The sequence below is a fragment of the Chitinophaga chungangae genome (assembly GCF_017742215.1).
GTDB lineage: Bacteria > Bacteroidota > Bacteroidia > Chitinophagales > Chitinophagaceae > Chitinophaga > Chitinophaga chungangae.
In genome coordinates, this window is sequence record NZ_JAGHKP010000001.1 from 1,454,103 (window position 1) to 1,473,266 (window position 19,164).

The following is a 19,164-nucleotide window of genomic DNA, read 5'->3' on the forward strand; positions in this document are numbered from 1 at the left end:
ATCAAAGATTTCTTTTTTTAAGCTCATCCACCGCGAAAGCGCAGGCGCGGGCAGTGAGCGCCATGTAGGTGAGCGAAGGGTTCTGGCAGGCGGAAGAGGTCATACATGCGCCGTCCGTCACGAACACGTTGGGCACTTCATGCAGCTGGTTATGCGCATTCAGCACGGATGTGCGCGGATCGCGGCCCATGCGTGCGGTGCCCATTTCATGAACGCTTAATACGCGGGCCTGCGGATCGTTGGCGCGGTCGAACGTGCGGATGTTTTTGAAGCCGGTTTTTTCAAGCATTTCGGCGGCGCTGGCGATCATGTCCGCACGCATGTTCTTTTCATTTTGTTTGATCTCGCAGTCGATCACGACCAAAGGCTGGCCCCATTTGTCTTTGAGGGAAGGGTGAAGGCCGATCCTGTTTTCTTCGTAAGGCAGCACTTCGCCGAAACCGCCGAGGCTCATCGTCCAATCGCCGGGCTCGGAAAGCGCTTCTTTCAGTCCTGCGCCGATGCCTAATGCGTCGTGATCTCTCCGGAAATTTCCTCTTTCTGCGCTACATTGGTACGCAAAGCCACGGAGATAATCGCTGCGGCGGGAGGTTCCGCCGATGTTCCTGAAACGCGGGATGTAGGGGCCGTTTGCGCGTTTGCCGTAATAATACACGTCCTTCATGCCCTCGAACGTTCCGCTGGCGCCCGCGCCCACGTGATGATTGATCAGGTTGCGACCGAGCTGGCCGGAGCCGTTGCCCATTCCCTGCGGGAACACTTCAGACGTTGAAGCCAGCAGCAGCGCGGCGGTGGCGATGGTGGAAGCATTTACAAAAATGATCTTCGCGTGGAATTCTTCGCTTTGCAGGGTTTGCGCGTCGGTGATGCGTACGCCCGTAGCACGGCGTTTATCTTTATCGTACAATATTTCAGTTGCCACGGAATGCGGGCGCAGCGTGAGATTGCCGGTAGCCGCCGCAGCGGGCAGTGTGGCGGAATTGCTGCTGAAATACCCGCCGAAGGGGCAGCCGAGATGACAGCGGTTCCGGTACTGGCAGGGGCCGCGGCCGTGAACGGCTTTCGTGAGATTGGCCACGCGGCCCATGATGAATTTTCTTTCACCGTGGTAAGCCTCTTCCAGCCTGCGTTTCACTTCCTTCTCCACGCAATTCATTTCCATGGCGGGCAGGAATTCGCCGTCCGGTAAATGCGGGATGCCTTCCGCCGCGCCGCTGATGCCGGCGAACCGCTCCGCATAGCTGTACCAGGGCGCGAGATCTTTGTAACGGAGGGGCCAGTCTACGCCTACGCCGTCTTTCGCATTCGCTTCAAAATCGAGGTCGCCGAAACGGTAGCTTTGCCGGCCCCATACCAGCGAACGGCCGCCGGTCTGGTACCCGCGTATCCAGCCGAAGGGTTTCGCCTGGATGTAAGGATGTTCTTTATCGGAAACAAAAAAACGCCGGCTCGCGTCTTCCCAGGCATAGATCGTGCTCTGGATGGGACTTTCGCGGCGCGCTTCGAGCGTGGCGGCGCCATGGCGCGGCAGCTCCCACAGAGGCGTGGTGGCGGTGGTATAGTCCTTTACATGTTCCACCGGCCCGCCGCGCTCGAGCACGAGCGTTTTCAATCCTTTCTCACAAAGCTCTTTTGCCGCCCAGCCGCCGCTGATGCCGGAGCCGATCACGATGGCGTCGTATATGTTTCGCATAACATGGAAAAGGCGCTTGTGCCTTGCAACAAATATAACATGCCCGCCTGCGGGGGAATAATGCAATTATGACAAATTCTGATCCTTCAAACAAAAATGCGGGAGCCGGCGAACCGTTGCCGGTATTCGGTAGGCGTGCAGTTTTTCTTTTTCCGGAAGGTGCGGTTGAAGTTGGAAAGATTGTTGAATCCGCACTGGTAGGCTATTTCATGCACCGTGTGCGTAGTGTCTATCAGCATGCGCGAGGCATTGCCCATCCTGATCTCGTTTAATACTTCTATAAAGGTATTGCCGGTGCGTTTTTTGAAGAAGCGGCTGAATGATACTTCGGTCATATTCGCCAGCGCGGCCACTTCGCGCAGGGAAACGGTATCGTCGAAATGCTGGTGCATGTATTCCATGGCCTTTTGAATGCGGCGGCTGGTGTGCTGCTGCGCCCCGTCCTGCGCGGGCGCGGAAGACAGCATGCGCAGGTCGGTGGTGGAAAGCCCCTGGAGGATAGACAACAGCTCCAGCACGGAATCGAAACCCTGCTGTTTTTCCAGCGCCTCGATGCGCCCCGCGTATTGCTCCGCTGCCGCGCGCGAAAATAAAATGCCCCGGGAAGCCTTTTCCAGCATGTTTTTGATAAAGCTCAGCTGGTTGCGGTTGAGCAGCGCCGCGGGCAGAAAATCGCGGTGAAACTGGATGGTGACCTCGTAAATGGACCTTGAGCGGCAGCGGTGCGTGAACCAGCCATGTGGCAGGTTTGGCCCCACCAGCACCAGTTCCAGCCCGCCGATCTCGTCCATATGATCGCCCACGATGCGTTGAGCGCCTTTGGCGTTGCGGATGAAATTCAGCTCGAACTCATCATGGAAATGCAAAGGGAAATCGAAGCCTTTTTTTTCACGCGCGAACATCGTGAAACAATCGTGCCCAGTAAGCGGCGTGATCTCGCGCAGGATCTCCTGGTTCATGATAAACGCTTTACACATAAAAATAGTGAAAAATCGGTCGTAAAAGTATTAACTTGAAAATTTGACGTATTTGGCGGTTGATAAGGGCTTTCGGCGGAGGCGGGATAAGAAAATACCTTGAATGGATAAATATGTACTATGTGAAATGACGCTCCGCTTGTTAGATTTGTGCATCAACCACATTCCACCGCTATGAAGAAATTTTCCATACACATTTTTACAGGGCTTATTTTATTGGCTGTCGGCCTGATGCCCGCATGCAGCTCGGGAAAAGAAAAAGGAGAGCAGGCAGACCCTCCGGGCAAAACTTTCAAGGTGCTCGATTATCTTACCAAAATATCCGGCAAAAAAACGCTGCTGGGTATTCACAATCGTGAGCCGAATGCCACCCCCGCAGTATGGACGGAAAAAGTACACGCCGTAACCGGGAAGTATCCCGGCCTGTGGAGCGGCGATTTTCTTTTCCAGGCGGATAATATCAACAACCGCCAGAAGATGATCGATGAAGCGGCGCGTCAATGGAAAAAAGGCGCGGTGGTGAACATTATGTGGCATGCCTGCAACCCGGCGCTGGCACAGCCCTGCGGGTGGGACGACCAGGGCGTGAAAAGCAAGCTGACCAACGAACAATGGCAGGAACTGATCACCAACGGCACGCCGCTGAACGGCAAATGGAAAAAGATGATGGACGAAGTGAGCGTATACCTGCAGCAGCTGGAAGACCAAGGTGTGGAAGTGCTCTGGCGCCCGCTGCATGAAATGAACCAGGGCGTGTTCTGGTGGGGCGGAAGGCCTGGCCCGCAAGGCACCGCGAAGCTCTGGCAGATCACGCATGATTACATGACAAAAACAAAAGGATTAAGCAATCTCATCTGGGTGTGGGATATCCAGGATTTTAAAACCCTCGCCTCGGATGCGCAAACCTATCACCCCGGCAATGCTTATTTCGATATGCTGGCGCTGGACGTGTACGACGATGGCAGCGGTTATTCCAAGGAAAAATACGACATCATCGTAAAAGCCTCCGGCGGCAAACCCATCGCCATCGGGGAATGCCAGCGTTACCCCACGGCGGCGCAGCTGAAAGACCAGCCGTTGTGGACGTTTTTTATGGGATGGTCTGAGCTTACGTTCGAACATAATTCCGAACAGGAGATCAGATCGCTGGCAGAGGCCGGCAACATCGTTACGCTCGGCCAGATGCCCGGATGGTGAGCCGCGCCGGCATTTTTATCAATCAGAACCAACTTAACATGCATCAACAATTATCGCTGCGGGAAAAGATCGGCTACGGGTTTGGAGACATGGCCTCGTCTATGTTCTGGAAACTCTTCGGCATGTACCTCCTGTTTTTTTATACGGACGTAATGGGCATCAACGCCGCGGCGGCGGGCACCATGTTTCTCATCACCCGCATCTGGGACACTGCTTTCGACCCGGTGGTGGGCATCATGACGGACAGGACGCACAGCCGCTGGGGAAAGTTCAGGCCGTACCTGCTGCTCACCGCCGTGCCTTTCGGCGTGATCGGCGTGCTCACCTTCACCACGCCGGGGCTTTCGCCGGCGGGCATGCTGGTGTATGCCTACATTACCTATTCGCTCATGATGATGATCTACTCGCTCATCAATGTGCCGTATGCGTCGCTGCTGGGCGTTATTTCGCCGGACAGCCGCGACCGCAATACCCTGGCGTCTTTCAGGATGGCCTTTGCATTTGCGGGCAGCTTTATCGCGCTGGGGATGCTGGAGCCGCTGGTGGATTATTTTTCAGGTTTCGCCAGCGTGCAAACGGCCTGGCAGTTGTCTGTTTCGGTCATCGCTGTGATCTGCGTCACCCTGTTCCTGCTGTGTTTTGCATGGGTGAAGGAAAGAGTGCGGCCGATACAGGAAGGGAATACGGCGTTAAAAGACGATTTTAAAGACCTGCTGCACAACCGGCCCTGGTGGATATTGCTGGGCGCGGGCGTGGCGGCGCTTATCTTCAACAGCATTCGCGACGGCGCCACGCTGTATTATTTCAAATATTACGTGGCGGATAACGGCGCATTCAGCTGGGGCAGCCTCAGTATTACGTGGTCTACGCTATACCTCATGCTGGGGCAGGGCGCGAACATCATCGGCGTGGTGCTGGCCTCGCCGGTGGCCAACCGCATCGGCAAAAAGAAAACCTACCTCGGCGCAATGGTGATCGCTTCGGTGTTGAGCATCGTGTTCTACTGGCTGCGGAGAGATCAGCTGACGCTCATTTTCCTGTTCCAGTTTTTTATCAGCATTTGCGCGGGCATCATTTTCCCGCTGCTGTGGAGCATGTATGCGGATATTGTGGATTATTCCGAATGGCGCACGGGCAGGAGGGCCACGGGGTTGATATTCTCATCGTCTTCCATGTCGCAGAAGCTGGGCTGGACCTGCGGCGGCGCGTTGACGGGCTGGCTGCTGGCGGCATTCGGATTCCAAGCCAACGCAGTGCAGGGCGATGCGGCGCAAACCGGCATCGTGCTGATGCTGAGCCTGCTGCCCGCGGCGGGGTCGGTATTGTCTATCGTGTTTATCGCGATGTACCCTTTATCGGAAGCGCGTATCGCGGAAATTGCCGGCTCGCTGGCGGAAAAAAGAAAATCAGGCAGTTATGCAGGGAACATTCAGGAAGGAATTACAAACTGAGCTGGAGAACATTCTCCGGTTCTGGATGGAACATACGATCGACGAACGGCATGGCGGTTTTAAAGGCAGGATCATGCACAACGGAGCGGCCGATGCGTATGCACTGAAGGGCGTGGTGCTGAACGCACGGATATTGTGGACGTTTTCCGTGGCCCACCGTTACGATGCGCGGCCGGAATACATCGCCACGGCGCGGCGCGCGTACGCTTACATCACCGAACATTTTATCGATACCGAATTCGGCGGCGTGTACTGGACGGTGGACTACACCGGCAAACCGGTGGACACGAAAAAGCAGATCTATGCATTGTCTTTCGCCGCGTACGCTTTCAGCGAATATTACAAAGCCGCCGGCGAAGAACTTGCAAAGGAGCAGGCCATTGCGCTGTACCGGTTGATCGAACAACATGCATACGACCCGGAGCATGGCGGTTATTTCGAAGCGTTTTCCCGCGACTGGGGCGAACTGAAAGACCTGCGCCTGAGCGCGAAAGACGCGAATGAAAAAAAGACGATGAACACGCACCTGCATGTGCTGGAAGCGTATGCGAACCTTTATACGGTTTGGCCGGATGATGGCCTCAAACGCAGTATCATCGGTCTTTTGAACGTGTTTTACGATAAGATGCTCAACACAAACAAAAACCGTTTGTCGTTGTTTTTCGATGAGCGCTGGCAGGTGAAAGGGAACCTTGTTTCGTATGGGCACGACATAGAAGCGGCCTGGCTGATGCAGGAAGCCGCGGAGATCATCAAAGCGGAAGAAGTGATCCAAAAGTTCCGGGAAGTAGCGGTGCGCATGGCCGAAACCGCGCTGGAAGGCGTGGACGAAGACGGCGGGATGTGGTACGAATACGATGCGGACGCGGATCACCTGGTGCGGGAGAAACATTGGTGGCCGCAGGCGGAAGCTGTTGTAGGTTTTCTCAACGCATGGCAATTAAGCAGGAAAGAACGTTTTCTGCGGCAGGCGGAAGCCAGCTGGCAGTTCATCCGGCGCAGCATTCTCGACAAACAGCATGGCGAATGGTTTTGGGGCATCGATGCGGAAGGGAAACCCATGCAGGAAGATAAGGCGGGGCTTTGGAAGTGCCCGTACCACAATGCGAGAGCCTGTTTGGAAGGCATCCGCCGCCTGACTTAGAAGATAATGAAACCGCCCGCAAGGCGGTTTTTTGATGCCCGGAGACTTTCACTCCTAAAAATGTCCAAACCAACCCGCGGGAATGTCTGAATCCCATACCTTCCGTTGCCGGAACAGGCCGTAGCTTCGTGGTAACAAAAAATGAAATCCATGAAACAGCAAGATTTTACAGCTACCATACTGGTAGACCAAACCCCGCAGGAAGCCTACAAAGCCATCAACAACGTACGCGGCTGGTGGAGCGAAAACATCGAAGGGGATACGGACAAACCGGGCAGTGTATTCAATTATCATTACAAAGACGTTCATCTCACCAAAATAAAAGTGATGGCCCTGGAGCCCGGGAAAAAAGTTTCCTGGCATGTGCTGGACAATTATTTCCAGTTCACGAAAGACAAAGAGGAATGGAAAAACACGGACATCGTGTTCGACATCACTCCCAAAAACGGCAAAACAGAAGTGCGTTTCACCCACCAGGGCCTGACGCCGGCTGATGAATGTTTCGACATCTGCCACGACGCCTGGACGCATTACGTGAAAGACAGCCTGCGCGACCTGATCGCCACGGGCAAGGGGAAACCTACGCCGAAGGACATGGAAAGCGTGTTTAACGAGGGATTGCTCGCGCGGAAGAAATAATAACCTGCAGCATTATTTTGGCTTAAACCAGGGGGTGCATTGAACAGAGACTAATGCAGGAATTTTTCAATAACATCGTACAGCTCGTTCAGGCGGAAAGGCTTGATGAGCAGCGCATCGGCGTAACATTCGGCGACGGATTCGTTCGAAACGACGTGCCCGGAGATTAAAACGACGGGTATGTCCGTTTGAGACCGTTTGATCTCGCGGCAGAGGTTCCTGCCGTCGAATATTCCCATAAAAATATCCATTAACAGCATATCGGGTTCCTGTTCCCTGAGGGCAGACTGTAACGTTGAGGCGTCGTTGAGCGATACAACGTCGATGTTTTTACGCGTAAGCACCAGGGAAATGGCTTCCAGTATGGAAGGATCGTCGTCCACGATAAGGATTTTAGCCATCGTGCGGAGGTATTTGTTCGCAAATACGAATCAGCAGCGGTTGTAGTCATTCTTAAAACATGATCAGGAGCCGCTGTAGGCATCCGGACGCACGGCAACCGACGAATTAACGAGATCTCCCCAAAGGAGGCCGGGCGTAGAACATAAAAGATGTGACAAAATGAAGGCCTGCGATGCGCCGAAGTGAAAATCTTGAAGTATGAGAGGCGAAGTTAACGAAATAACTGCTATGGTTAGCAATTTATTTTACTGCTGTTCCTTTCCGGCAGGGAATAAAACGAAGAGCCGCGCCTAAACAGGCACGGCTCTTTTTACTCGTATTTCAATCAACATTATTCAGATCTTAAAGATTTCACGGGGTTTGTCAGCGCGGCTTTTACCGATTGGAAACCGATGGTGAAAAGCGCTACGGACAGCGCTGCCAGCCCCGGGAGAGCAAACATCCACCACTTTAATTCAATACGGTACGCAAAATCCTGCAGCCAGCGGTGCATCGCCAGCCATGCGAGAGGCGAAGCGATGATCGCGGAGATAAACACCAGCCGGATAAAATCTTTAGACAACAAGGTTACGATGCCTGTTACCGAAGCGCCCAGCACTTTGCGGATGCCGATCTCCCTCGTACGCCGCGCGATATTGTACGCCGTTAGTCCCAGTACGCCCATGCAGGTGATGAGCAGGATAAAGATGGAAAACACGCGCGCGATCTTTTCAAACTGCTGGTCTGCCTTGTATTGTTCGTCGAACATATCGTTCATAAAATGATAGTTGAACGCGTAGCCGGGGTACTGTTTTTCCCAAACCTTTTTTACCTGCGCCAGCGTAGCGCTTACGTCGCCGGTAGCGAGTTTTACGCCGAAGAAATTAGGCTCGTCTATATAATGATGGATGATCGGCGGCACCGCGTTTTTCAGAGACTGCTGGTTGTAATTTTTGATCACGCCGGCAATGGCGGCTTCCGGCACGCCGAACGAGCGGCCGTTGATCTTTCGGCCAATTGCTTCCGCGGGGCTTTTGAAACCGAGCAACCTGGCGGCTTCTTCGTTGATCAGCACCTCTCTGCGGCGGGCAGACCCGTCCCTGAAATTTTCACCGGCGGCAAGGCGCATTTTCATCGCGGGCACAAAATCTTCGTCGATGCCGAAGTAGGTGAAACTGTAGCCTTTGCCTTCTTCTGAACCGAGGCGGGTGACGCCTACGGTTGTATTCAGCACGTCCATGTCCACACCGGGCAGCCCTTCGCAAAGCGTTACCGTTTTTACGCCGGGAAGGTTCTTCAGTTCATTTTTTAATACGATGCCAGTTTGCACACGCGCGGAATCGGAGCCGTTGGAAAGCGGGCCATCTACAACCAGCAGGTTTTTCGCGTCCAACCCCATGTCCTGGCCGCGCAGGAACGCCAGTTGCCGGTACACCACAAACGAAGCGGACAATACGAGCAGCGCCGCCGCAAACTGCCCGGTGACCAAGACCTTGCGGAACAGGTTGCCGCCGCGCGAGGTGTGGTACCTTTTGGTGATGCTCACAGGTTTTACGGCGGACAATACCATGGCGGGATACAGACCGGAGAGCAAACAGTTGAGCAGGAACAGGCCCATGCAGATCAGCCAGAAAGATGATGTTATAAAAAAGTCGTTCTGCACCGGCCGGCCGATCAAAGCAAAATAGGCTGGGAGGCTCAGCCAAACGATCAGCAGCGATAGCCCCATCGCGAAAAGGTTCACCAGGAGGGTTTCCGCGAGCAGCTGGCCTATCAGCAGGCCGCGCGAGGAGCCCAGAACTTTCCGCATGGCGATCTCTTTGATGCGTTCGGCGGAGCGGGCGGTGGTCATGTTCACATAATTCACCGCGCCCACCAGCAGCACCAGCAGCGCCGTGATGGTGAGAAACTGCACCGTTTTGGCATCGCCGTTTATTTCCGGTTCATAACCTTTATGGGAGTAAAGATGAATATCTTTCGCGGGCTCGGCCACCGCCACTTCGTTTTCCAGTCTTTCTGCGGAAACCTTGCGCAGCTTCTGGTTGAAGGCGGCAACGTCCGTGCCGGGCGCCATCAGCAGGTAGAGATAATTATTGTTGCCGTTCCAGTTGTCCGTTATCCGCCAGCCCATTTTTTCGAGGGAGGAAAAAGACATGAGCAGGTCGAACTTCAGGTGTGTGTTGGGCGGCACGTCTTTGATGACGCCCGTTACCGTGTACAGGTATTGCTGGTTCAGGTATGTTTTGCCGAGCGCGGGGCCGGGGCCGAATAATTGTTTTGCCGTAGTTTCCGTAAGTACTGCTTCCATCGGCCTGCGCAGCGCGGTTTGCGGGTCGCCTTCGATGAATTCGTAATCGAATATCGTAAACATCGACGGGTCTGCGGCGTAGATCTTGTTCAACTGGAAATATTTGTCGCCCGCACGTACTTCGCGTCTTTCCGCCATGTCCTGCACACGCACGAAATCCTTCACTTCCGGCATGTCTTTTTTCAGCAGCGGGCCCATGGGGGGATAGGTTTCACAATCGTGGAAGACCAGTTCCGAACCTTTGTACAGTTGGGTGGTCACGCGGAAAATATCGGGGGCGTTGTGATGGAAGTTTTCATAACTCTGCTCGAACCTGACGAAGTTGACGATCAGGAGAAAGGCGGCTGTGGCCACTGCAAGACCGATGATATTCAGGAAAGCATATAGCTTGTCTTTCCTGAGATTCCGCCAGGCGATTACGAAGTAGTTTTTCAGCATGTTCCGGAAATTACAAGAATACTGCCAGCCGGGAGGGGTATTTGTTGAATGGGAATTACGCATTTTAAATTTATTTAACTTGTTCGTATGCGGACAAACGTCCTCCGCTAACGGACAACGTGGCGAACATCGTGCTTTTTTGAGTTGTTATATGTTCAGCGAAGGGGGAAGTAAATAGGTTTTAACTATTAAAATATAGAATTAATAGATTTTGATTATATTGTCAATATGCTACTTTTACCAACCTGCGCCCCCTCATGGGTCGGCAAGTATTCTTCAATCCCATAAATAATTAAAAATGGAAAAAGAGTCTCAAGACATTAGCAAATGCCCGTTCCACAACGGGAGCATGAAACCAAACGTTGGCGGCGGCGGCACCAGGAACCGCGACTGGTGGCCGGACCAGTTAAAGCTCAATATCCTGCGTCAGCACTCGTCGTTATCGAACCCGATGGATGAAGATTTTAACTATGCCGAAGCTTTCAAAAGCCTCGACCTGGACGCGGTGAAAAAAGACCTTCATGCGCTGATGACCGATTCGCAGGACTGGTGGCCGGCAGATTTCGGGCATTACGGCCCGCTGTTCATCCGCATGGCCTGGCATAGCGCGGGCACTTACCGCGTAGGCGACGGTCGTGGCGGCGCAGGCTCCGGCCAGCAACGTTTCGCGCCGCTCAACAGCTGGCCCGATAACGTGAGCCTTGATAAAGCCCGCAGGCTGCTATGGCCCATCAAACAGAAATACGGCAACAAAATATCGTGGGCGGACCTGCTGATCCTCACCGGCAATATCGCGCTGGAATCGATGGGCTTTAAAACTTTCGGTTTTGCAGGCGGCCGTGCAGACGTGTGGGAGCCCGATGAAGACGTATACTGGGGCTCTGAAAACACCTGGCTGGGCGGCGATCTGCGTTATGCGCACGGTTCGCACGGCGTGCCGAAAGAACACGGCGTAGTATCGTCTGACGACGATGCGGACGGCGATATTCACTCCCGCAATCTCGAAAAACCGCTGGCCGCGGTGCAGATGGGCCTGATCTATGTGAACCCCGAAGGGCCTGACGGCAATCCCGACCCGATCGCCGCGGCGAAAGATATCCGTGATACGTTCGGCCGCATGGCGATGAACGATGAAGAGACCGTAGCGCTGATCGCTGGCGGGCATAGCTTTGGTAAAACGCATGGCGCCGCGCCCTCCACGCACGTGGGCAAAGAACCTGAAGCGGCGGGATTGGAGCAGCAGGGTCTTGGCTGGAGCAACAGTTTTGGTTCCGGTAAAGGAGCGGATACCATCACCAGCGGCCTCGAAGTGATCTGGACAAAAACACCCACCAAATGGAGCAACAACTTCTTCGAAAACCTCTTCGCCTTTGAATGGGAACTGACGAAAAGCCCCGCCGGCGCACATCAGTGGGTAGCTAAAAATGCGGAGAACATTATCCCCGACGCATTCGACGGTTCAAAGAAACACCTGCCCACCATGCTCACCACCGATCTTTCCTTGCGGTTCGACCCGGTGTATGAAAAAATATCGAGGCGTTTCCTGGAAAACCCGGACGCATTTGCGGATGCATTTGCGCGGGCATGGTTTAAACTGACGCACCGCGATATGGGCCCCCGCGCCCGTTACCTCGGTCCTGACGTGCCGCAGGAAGAGCTGCTCTGGCAGGACCCGATCCCGGAAGTAGACCATGCTTTGATCGATGGGAAAGACGTTGCGGAACTGAAAACGAAAATTTTGTCTTCCGGCCTGACCGTATCGGAACTGGTGTCCACGGCATGGGCTTCGGCTTCCACCTTCCGCGGGTCGGACAAACGCGGCGGCGCCAACGGCGCGCGCATCCGCCTGGCGCCGCAGAAATTCTGGGTGGTGAACAACCCGCCGCAGCTGCAGAAAGTGCTGGACAAACTGGAAGGCATTCAGAAAGATTTTAATAAAGCGCAGACCGGCGGTAAAAAAGTGTCGCTGGCAGACCTGATCGTATTGGCTGGTTGCGCCGCAGTGGAAGTCGCCGCGAAAGACGCGGGGCAGGCCGTGAGCGTACCGTTTACCCCCGGCCGCATGGACGCGTCTCAGGAGCAGACCGATGTGGAATCCGTAAGTTTCCTGGAGCCGCAGGCAGATGGTTTCCGCAACTTCCGCAAATCGAGGCTGCATGTGTCCACCGAAGAGCTGCTGATCGACAAAGCGCACCTGCTCACACTTTCAGCGCCCGAGCTTACGGTGCTGGTAGGTGGTTTACGCGTGCTGGGCACGAACTTCGACGGTTCGCAACATGGCGTTTTCACCACGCGCCCGGGCCAGCTCACCAACGACTTTTTCATCAACCTGCTCGACATGCGCACCGCATGGAAAGCCGCATCTGAAAACAAAGAACTGTACGAAGGCAGCGACCGCGCCTCCGGCAAAAAGAAATGGACGGCCACCCGTGCGGACCTCGTATTCGGCTCCAACGCCGAACTGCGGGCCATCGCGGAAGTGTACGGCAGCGCCGATGCACAGGGGAAATTCGTGAAAGATTTCGTGGCGGCCTGGAATAAAGTGATGAATCTGGACAGGTTTGATTTGGCGTGATTGGGATAGATATAGATCATTGAAAGGGGCGCTGAATGTGGCGCCCCTTTTCTTATCCGGTTTCAACATTTTTTCCTCACTGATATTTTCGCTCCATTATTGCGTCATGCTAAAAGTGCCCGAGATGTTCGGTAATGTAAATGATAGAACGGACGGACGGTGCACAATGCCAGTTTGTTGGGGATGTCTACAATGTCTCCCGGAGTAAGGTCAACATGTGGCTGGCTGGTTCCGCAGATGCCCATTTCGCTGATCATGCGTTCTATTTTGACCCATTTCCCTTTTTTGTTCATGATTTCCCGGTACAGGTAGCTCAGGTCACTTTTATCATATTTTGCCTTTACGGGTTTCTTTTCGAAAATGGTATCAAGGAGGATGAAGCGGTCACCGGAGTGTACCTTTACGATTCTAGGGAATTTAATGCATCCTGTGCACAAAAAAGTCAGCAAAATAATTGTCTGGGTTCATATAACAATGATGCATACGACGTTAAATTTCATAATTCTTTTCCTTTCATATTGGGGATTTTATGTGCCCTGTTATCATCGTTTAATCGTTTATAAAAAATAACCGCCGCCCAAAGACCCCCCAGGCAGCGGCTATTTCTTTTTTCCCAACATTTAAACATGCACCGCTACCGCAGCGGTTGCAGCCGCAACTTTGTAATCGGCGTACTGGAACTGGTAACGGCTGGTTTCGTGGTTGCTCCAGTCGATGTTCGCGCGCATGATGGCTTTTAACCCTTCTACATACCGCACGATCTCCATATCCACCGCTTCATCGAAAGAAGGCAGCATGGCCGTAAGCCGGATAAAACGGCGCACCTGTTGATCGTGAATGGCGACGGTTTTGGCGATCGCTTTGGTGAAAGAGGATTTTTTTTCATGCGCCAGGATCGTCACCAGGTTGTGGTATTCTCCTTTCTCACGTTCTTTCGACAAGGAGAAGAGATCGTTCGCCCAGCAGACCGTGTTCCTGCACAGCTCCGTGAGCTCGGTCAGCACCGGGTGCTCCCAAACCTCGGATGGCAGCGTGATGCGGTCGATCATCTCCACGCAGTCCGTCGCCACGTTTGCCGCGCCGATGTACTGTCGGCGTTCCATGTAATCTTCCACCGAAGGCCAGCGTCCCGCTTCGATGTTTTTGTGCTGCCACAGCGCGGCATGAAAAATGCGCCACAGGCTTTTTTTGTACTTCTCCAGCCACCCGGCGGTGCCAAGGCGCATCAGTCTTTCCCAAAGATCGGCCAGCGCCGCGAATACCGGTTCTTTGCTATTGTGCGCAATGGCCGGGTTTTCGAGGATCGCCACGAAATGTTTGCTGAACTGCTCCACAGAGCCGCTGTCGTGCCCGCCAGACACCATCGCGTCTTTCTGGTCCAGGAAATCGTCTACCAGGAATAACAACGTGTTCAGGTCGGAATACGCGCATAACGTTTCCCTGTCTGCATTCGGGAACATTCTGGCCACCATGTACGCGTACCCTTCTTTGCGGTACTGGTGAATCTGTTCTTCCGAACGAAGCAGGCCGAATTTACGGATCCACTGAACGGTGTGAGCGTCGGCTGCGAGCACATGACTGTTAATACGGGACGGGAAAGGGCAATAAAGCCGCTTAGGCAGGATAATGAATTGCATAAACTTGTCGTTTAATGGTTACTGTTATGAATTTCAATTAGAATATATATAATTAAACTGGTAATCGGCGGGCTTTCAGAGGGTTAAAGGGAAGGTAAAAAAGTAGCCTGCGGTAAAGGCGCAGGCTACTCATGGCTATAATCAGCCGGTTATGTATTACGTATAATAAGAAAGAATATGTGATATTTTAGTGCGAGGTGTGCTCCTGCAGAATGCGCGTAAGGGTGGAGAGCTGCATGGGCTTTACGACGTATTCGTCTGCTCCCAGGTCCCATGCCGCGGCCCGTTCTTCGGGCAGGTTGCTACCGGTTACGAACACCACGGGCACGCTCGAAAGCGTGTGATGCGATTTTAATACCTGCAGCAGGTCTTTACCGTCGATGTCGGGCAGTTTCATGTCCAGGAAAATGATATCGGGCCTTCTTTTTTCGGCCATTTGCAGCCCTTCCGCGCCGGTATGCGCCACTTCCACCTCGCAGCCCATGTTGTTCAGCATTTTGCCGTAGTAATGCGATCCCACCACATCGTCGTCGATAATAAGCACCTTCGCGGGATACAAAGCAGGAAGGTTTGGGGTATTGTTCGTTTCGGAAGAAACGGCAACGTCTGTTCTGAACCGGGCGGTGAACTTGCTGCCCAGGCCCATTTTTGTTTCCGCGGTGAGGGAGCCGCCCAGTTGTTCGGTGATCTTTTTCGCGATGTGCATGCCCAGCCCGGTGCCGGTGGGATTGTTATCTCCGGAGGAAAAGAAAGGCGTGAAAAGCCTGGCAAGCGTTTCTTCGCTCATGCCCTTGCCGCTGTCCTGCACGGTAAGACAAAGAAAATTCTCTTCCATCGCCGCTTCGATCCTGATCGCACCGCCTTTTTTCGAAAATTTGAGGGCGTTGCTGACGAGGTTGTTCAGCACCTGCGTAACTTGTATTCGCGGGAAATTGACCATTTCAGGCGTTCCGGGATGTACGGCGGCGGTGATGGTGAGCTCCCGCACGGAAGCCTGGTACATAAACACCTGCACGGTATTGTGCAGCCATTCGCGTAATTGCAGGCTTTGAATGTTGACGGGTATGGTTTGCCCCGATTCGATCTTCGCCAGTGCCAGCACGTTGTTAATGATCTCGAGGGCGTGGTTGAGCGAATAATCGATGCTTTCGTGCATCTTCTGACGGTCTGTTTCGGAGAGGTCCGGGTCCTGCAGCACTTTGTTGATCGCGTATAATGCGTTCAGCGGAGAGCGCAGTTCGTGGGTGGTTTCGTTGACGTAGACGGTTTTATAAAAACTTTCTTTCGAGAGTTTTACGTTCACATTGCTGAGCTTGTTGTTCGCCTTGCTGAGCCTGGCGATGAGGATATTGTTCTGCTGAAGGTAAAACAGGATCACGACCACGTTCAGGAGGATCACCGTGAGCCAGGTGGCTACGCGGAAAACGGGGTAGAGGCTGCCGGAGATCTCCAGCGGGGCAACGATGTCCAGCTGGGTGATCACTTCAATGCCCACTAGCGCCGCAATGGAGCAGGCGATGCACACGGTGAGCAGTTTTGTTTCCTTGCGGTTGAAGATCAGCAAAGGCGCCCCGATGAGGTAACCCGCCATGTGGGTGGCATCGATCACGGAGCTGAGCATGACGCCGAAGATGAAAGTGGCGGAGCAAAAAGTGAAATGCCAGATCACGGAGGACCAGAAATATTGTTTGCGTTGATTGAGCAGGATGGCGCTTGCAAAAAGAATGGTTTCCGGGACGGCAGGGTAGAGGATGAGGGTGTTGCCGGACATAATGGTAAGCCCGCCGCCGAAAAAAAATACCAGTGAAGCCGCAATCAAACTGGAGATGTTGATCACCCGCGTTCTTTTGTTCTGTTCCGGTTCACTGGTGATTACACCTGCATTAACGATTGCAAGAACGCCTTTTCTGATACCGGCCGGAATTAAACGTTGCGGCAGTTTGGGTTTTACCATTCAGGGAGTGGTTTGACGGCATGAAAATAAGTCATTCTTCTTTGATATGCGGGTGTATTTGTTAATGAATTGTAAATGAATAACGCTATTTAAGGTTGTTTAATTATATAAGTGGTTGATTTTGTGTATAATTTGTTGATTATTAACCGGATGGTTTGTGATGTGTAAAATGGTTTAACCGTGGTAATTAATCAAATGTTATGCGCAATGGCTGTTCATAATCGTTGCCGGTACTTTTCAGCTGTTTTTTCGTCCCCTGGTTAATGATTAGCAGGAATAACGTATTTCGAAGTGCTTTTACCATTGGAAAGATATTCTCGCCGGGTAAGATTATGCACAAAATTACTTCACCGGCTCCCTCAAAATGGTCTTCAGCTTATCCGACGATGTTTTCCTGAAATCGCTCAGGTATATTTCGTGATGCAGACCGTTTTTCTGCAATTGACGGGCCTGCGTAAATTCAAGGAGCTGTTTCAGCGTGTCAGGCTCCTTTTCAAACGGGCCGATATGCAGCATTTGCACGGCCTTTCCTTCCGTCATTTCATGAAGCGTGATTGCTTTTGCCAGCCGGATATTTTTTTTTGAAACTACCGCATCTATCGCAGATGCAACCTCCTGCCGCGAAACAAAATCCGGCATGCGGATCAGCAGCCTGTATTCCCATTCGCTCCTGGGAACGACGGCCGGCGTTTCGTCGAAAGACAAAGCGGCGAAACGTTCTTCATCATACCACCATAACCCTTCCAGTTTGGGCACGACAAAATCTTTTCCCTGTTCCTTGAAAATGAATTTAATGGTATATGCCGTTGCATAGAGCGCCTGTATCCGGTCGGCGAACGCGCGGGCGGAAGGGTCGCCTTTTCCCGTGAGGGAAAGGTATTGTGCTTTTTCAATATCGATCAGCTCGGGTTTGGTTTTGGCGGTGTAGTAGCTTTTGTATTGTTTGGCCAGGTCCAGTTTTTCCATGGGTGAATTGATTAGGTTGCAGCAAAGGAACGGAGGAATAATGACAGCCTTATGTCAGCAGCTGAATAACGGCTGTATAACTACCGTGGATAAGGCGATTTGAAGCCGGAAGGGGAGGCCCGGTTTTTGATCGGAAAACCAACATGAGCGCTCAAATCTTTAACAGGTCAATTAAAGTGGATGGTATCGATATTTTTTATCGCGAGGCCGGAGACAGGAAAAATCCATCGCTGTTGCTTTTGCATGGTTTTCCCAGTTCGTCTGTAATGTTTAAAAACCTGATGACGGCCCTGTCTGACCGGTATCACCTGGTTGCTCCGGATTATCCGGGGTTTGGGTTCAGCGCTTTTCCGCCGAAAGATCAATTTGAATATACATTCAGGAATATTGCGGTTTGTATCAATAAATTTACGGAGGAGATAAACCTGCCGCCGTTCATCATTTACCTTCACGATTATGGTGCTGCTGTAGGTCTTCAGCTATGCGTGAACCATCCTGAAAAGATCAGGGGGATCATTGTGCAAAGCGGTAATGCATACGATGAAGGCATCGGCCCGGTATGGGATGAAACGAGAGAATATTGGGAAAATCCCACTCCTGAAAAGAAGAAAAAGGTTTATGCATTCTTAAGCGAGGACGGCGTAAAAATGCAATATATTGCAGGATTGCCCGGGGAAATGCGCTCAAGAATAAGCCCTGAATTACCGGTGCTCGACTGGAACGTTATGAAAAGACCCGGTAATCTTGATATGCAATATGAACTGAATTGCGACTACAAAAGCCACATCGGAATGTTTCCGGTCTTCCAGGAATATTTCCGTGCTCATCAGCCTCCTGCCCTGGTCATATGGGGCAAATATGAACCGTTTTTCAGTGTAGACGAGGCTCCCTGCTTCAGGAGAGACTTACCGGAAGCCCGGGTCCATATTCTCGATGGCAGTCATTGGGTGCTTGAAACGAATTTTGACGAGGTGCTGCATCTAATTGAAGATTTTTTAACGGAGCATTGGTAACCCCATTGTCGCAAACACCCCCTTAAATGCCTTAATACGCCCTGTTCTTATTCTGAGTTCCCGGTATCTTTGTATTCGCTACCTGGCAGTGATGTAAATGACACTGCGCGAACAATCAATCAATATCTGACTGAATCCAAAATTTAAATACCATGAAAACGATCAATGCTTATTTATTTTTTGAAAATGAATGCCGCGAGGCGATGACCTTTTATCAACAATGCCTGGGCGGCGAACTGTCGCTGATGCCCATAGGCGAATCGCCGGCCGCCGGTCAGATGCCGCCTGATAAAAAAGACCTCATTATGCATTCCAGTCTTACCAATGGCGGCGTGGTACTGTTAGGGGCAGATAACTGCATGGGCGGCCCTCTTGAAAAAGGCAAAAGCATGGCGCTCACGCTTAATTGCAGCAGCGACGGGGAATTGCACGATATTTATAACAAGCTGTCGGCCGGAGGTAATGCCACACATACGCCCAGGGTTGAGTTTTGGGGCGATACCTTTGGTATGCTGACCGATAAATTCGGGGTGGACTGGATGCTGTCATACCGGCCGCAGGAGCCGTGATACCAGTGGGCTGTGTAAAACAGACCGTTGTTAACGAGGCTTGGAATGGCGTATTTACATCCATGAAAGGCCACATCCGATATTAAAAATGAAACAAAAAGAACGCCTATAAATTTTGCTATGATAAGCCCTGCAACATATTTACCTGAAAAAATGAAGGGCGACCAACAAAGTAGATAGTTACTTTTTAGTCGCCCCAAAACAAATTACCAATATTGGACA

General features: G+C 52.4%; 14 protein-coding genes. 7 read left to right on the forward strand and 7 right to left on the reverse strand.

The window, feature by feature from the left end; all coding sequences use genetic code 11:
• Position 1 precedes the first annotated feature (1 nt).
• Both J7I43_RS06095 and J7I43_RS06100 read right to left on the reverse strand, forming a co-directional pair.
• Complete coding sequence (locus tag J7I43_RS06095) at positions 2–1,693, reverse strand: GMC oxidoreductase (RefSeq protein ID WP_209144291.1); 1,692 nt, start codon at positions 1,691–1,693, stop codon at positions 2–4.
• A gap of 86 nt (positions 1,694–1,779) precedes the next feature.
• Complete coding sequence (locus J7I43_RS06100) at positions 1,780–2,652, reverse strand: helix-turn-helix domain-containing protein (RefSeq protein ID WP_209144293.1); 873 nt, start codon at positions 2,650–2,652, stop codon at positions 1,780–1,782.
• 192 nt (positions 2,653–2,844) lie between these two features.
• Between J7I43_RS06100 and J7I43_RS06105 the strand changes: the two genes are divergently transcribed.
• The 4 genes from J7I43_RS06105 (at position 2,845) to J7I43_RS06120 (ending at position 7,101) form a co-directional block, all read left to right on the forward strand.
• On the forward strand, positions 2,845–3,867 hold the full coding sequence (locus J7I43_RS06105; RefSeq protein WP_209144296.1) for a glycoside hydrolase family 26 protein: 1,023 nt from the start codon (positions 2,845–2,847) through the stop codon (positions 3,865–3,867).
• Between the two features lie 38 nt (positions 3,868–3,905).
• Complete coding sequence (locus J7I43_RS06110) at positions 3,906–5,318, forward strand: MFS transporter (protein WP_209144298.1); 1,413 nt, start codon at positions 3,906–3,908, stop codon at positions 5,316–5,318.
• Complete coding sequence (locus J7I43_RS06115; RefSeq protein WP_209144300.1) at positions 5,284–6,462, forward strand: AGE family epimerase/isomerase; 1,179 nt, start codon at positions 5,284–5,286, stop codon at positions 6,460–6,462. The genes J7I43_RS06110 and J7I43_RS06115 overlap by 35 nt, the downstream gene beginning before the upstream one ends.
• A gap of 150 nt (positions 6,463–6,612) precedes the next feature.
• Positions 6,613–7,101, forward strand: a complete 489-nt coding sequence (locus tag J7I43_RS06120) for an SRPBCC family protein (protein WP_209144302.1) — start codon at positions 6,613–6,615, stop codon at positions 7,099–7,101.
• A 50-nt stretch (positions 7,102–7,151) separates the two neighbouring features.
• Here the strand turns inward: J7I43_RS06120 and J7I43_RS06125 are convergent, their stop codons facing one another.
• Together J7I43_RS06125 and J7I43_RS06130 are read right to left on the reverse strand one after the other, a co-directional pair.
• A complete protein-coding gene (locus tag J7I43_RS06125; RefSeq protein ID WP_209144304.1) occupies positions 7,152–7,502 on the reverse strand; it encodes a response regulator in 351 nt (116 codons plus the stop codon).
• 332 nt (positions 7,503–7,834) lie between these two features.
• Positions 7,835–10,228 (reverse strand): ABC transporter permease, encoded by a 2,394-nt coding sequence (locus tag J7I43_RS06130; RefSeq protein ID WP_209144306.1) that lies wholly within the window; start codon positions 10,226–10,228, stop codon positions 7,835–7,837.
• 298 nt (positions 10,229–10,526) lie between these two features.
• Between J7I43_RS06130 and katG the strand changes: the two genes are divergently transcribed.
• Positions 10,527–12,803, forward strand: coding sequence for a catalase/peroxidase HPI (katG, locus tag J7I43_RS06135; protein ID WP_209144308.1), 2,277 nt, complete (start codon positions 10,527–10,529; stop codon positions 12,801–12,803).
• A gap of 620 nt (positions 12,804–13,423) precedes the next feature.
• Here katG and J7I43_RS06140 read toward each other — a convergent pair.
• The 3 genes from J7I43_RS06140 to J7I43_RS06150 form a co-directional block, all read right to left on the reverse strand.
• The gene (locus tag J7I43_RS06140) at positions 13,424–14,440 is read right to left on the reverse strand and encodes a terpene synthase family protein (RefSeq protein ID WP_209144310.1); all 1,017 of its coding nucleotides are present in this window, start codon (positions 14,438–14,440) and stop codon (positions 13,424–13,426) included.
• 187 nt (positions 14,441–14,627) lie between these two features.
• Positions 14,628–16,394 carry an ATP-binding response regulator gene (locus tag J7I43_RS06145; protein WP_209144312.1) on the reverse strand — a complete coding sequence of 589 codons (1,767 nt, stop codon included), beginning with the start codon at positions 16,392–16,394 and terminating at the stop codon, positions 14,628–14,630.
• 342 nt (positions 16,395–16,736) lie between these two features.
• Entirely contained in the window at positions 16,737–17,360 is a 624-nt protein-coding gene (locus J7I43_RS06150; RefSeq protein ID WP_209144314.1) for a GyrI-like domain-containing protein, read from the reverse strand.
• A gap of 143 nt (positions 17,361–17,503) precedes the next feature.
• Here J7I43_RS06150 and J7I43_RS06155 point away from each other — a divergent pair, with 143 nt between their 5' ends.
• Together J7I43_RS06155 and J7I43_RS06160 are read left to right on the forward strand one after the other, a co-directional pair.
• Complete coding sequence (locus J7I43_RS06155) at positions 17,504–18,373, forward strand: alpha/beta fold hydrolase (RefSeq protein ID WP_209144316.1); 870 nt, start codon at positions 17,504–17,506, stop codon at positions 18,371–18,373.
• Positions 18,374–18,525: 152 nt separating this feature from the next.
• Positions 18,526–18,942 (forward strand): VOC family protein, encoded by a 417-nt coding sequence (locus J7I43_RS06160; RefSeq protein WP_209144318.1) that lies wholly within the window; start codon positions 18,526–18,528, stop codon positions 18,940–18,942.
• The last annotated feature ends 222 nt before the right edge of the window (positions 18,943–19,164 follow it).

Coding starts and splice junctions, on each gene's coding strand:
- J7I43_RS06095 (WP_209144291.1), bottom strand. CDS start 1,693: ATGCGAAACATATACGACGCCATCGTGATCGGCTCCGGCATCAGCGGC.
- J7I43_RS06100 (WP_209144293.1), bottom strand. CDS start 2,652: ATGAACCAGGAGATCCTGCGCGAGATCACGCCGCTTACTGGGCACGAT.
- J7I43_RS06105 (WP_209144296.1), top strand. CDS start 2,845: ATGAAGAAATTTTCCATACACATTTTTACAGGGCTTATTTTATTGGCT.
- J7I43_RS06110 (WP_209144298.1), top strand. CDS start 3,906: ATGCATCAACAATTATCGCTGCGGGAAAAGATCGGCTACGGGTTTGGA.
- J7I43_RS06115 (WP_209144300.1), top strand. CDS start 5,284: ATGCAGGGAACATTCAGGAAGGAATTACAAACTGAGCTGGAGAACATT.
- J7I43_RS06120 (WP_209144302.1), top strand. CDS start 6,613: ATGAAACAGCAAGATTTTACAGCTACCATACTGGTAGACCAAACCCCG.
- J7I43_RS06125 (WP_209144304.1), bottom strand. CDS start 7,502: ATGGCTAAAATCCTTATCGTGGACGACGATCCTTCCATACTGGAAGCC.
- J7I43_RS06130 (WP_209144306.1), bottom strand. CDS start 10,228: ATGCTGAAAAACTACTTCGTAATCGCCTGGCGGAATCTCAGGAAAGAC.
- katG (WP_209144308.1), top strand. CDS start 10,527: ATGGAAAAAGAGTCTCAAGACATTAGCAAATGCCCGTTCCACAACGGG.
- J7I43_RS06140 (WP_209144310.1), bottom strand. CDS start 14,440: ATGCAATTCATTATCCTGCCTAAGCGGCTTTATTGCCCTTTCCCGTCC.
- J7I43_RS06145 (WP_209144312.1), bottom strand. CDS start 16,394: ATGGTAAAACCCAAACTGCCGCAACGTTTAATTCCGGCCGGTATCAGA.
- J7I43_RS06150 (WP_209144314.1), bottom strand. CDS start 17,360: ATGGAAAAACTGGACCTGGCCAAACAATACAAAAGCTACTACACCGCC.
- J7I43_RS06155 (WP_209144316.1), top strand. CDS start 17,504: ATGAGCGCTCAAATCTTTAACAGGTCAATTAAAGTGGATGGTATCGAT.
- J7I43_RS06160 (WP_209144318.1), top strand. CDS start 18,526: ATGAAAACGATCAATGCTTATTTATTTTTTGAAAATGAATGCCGCGAG.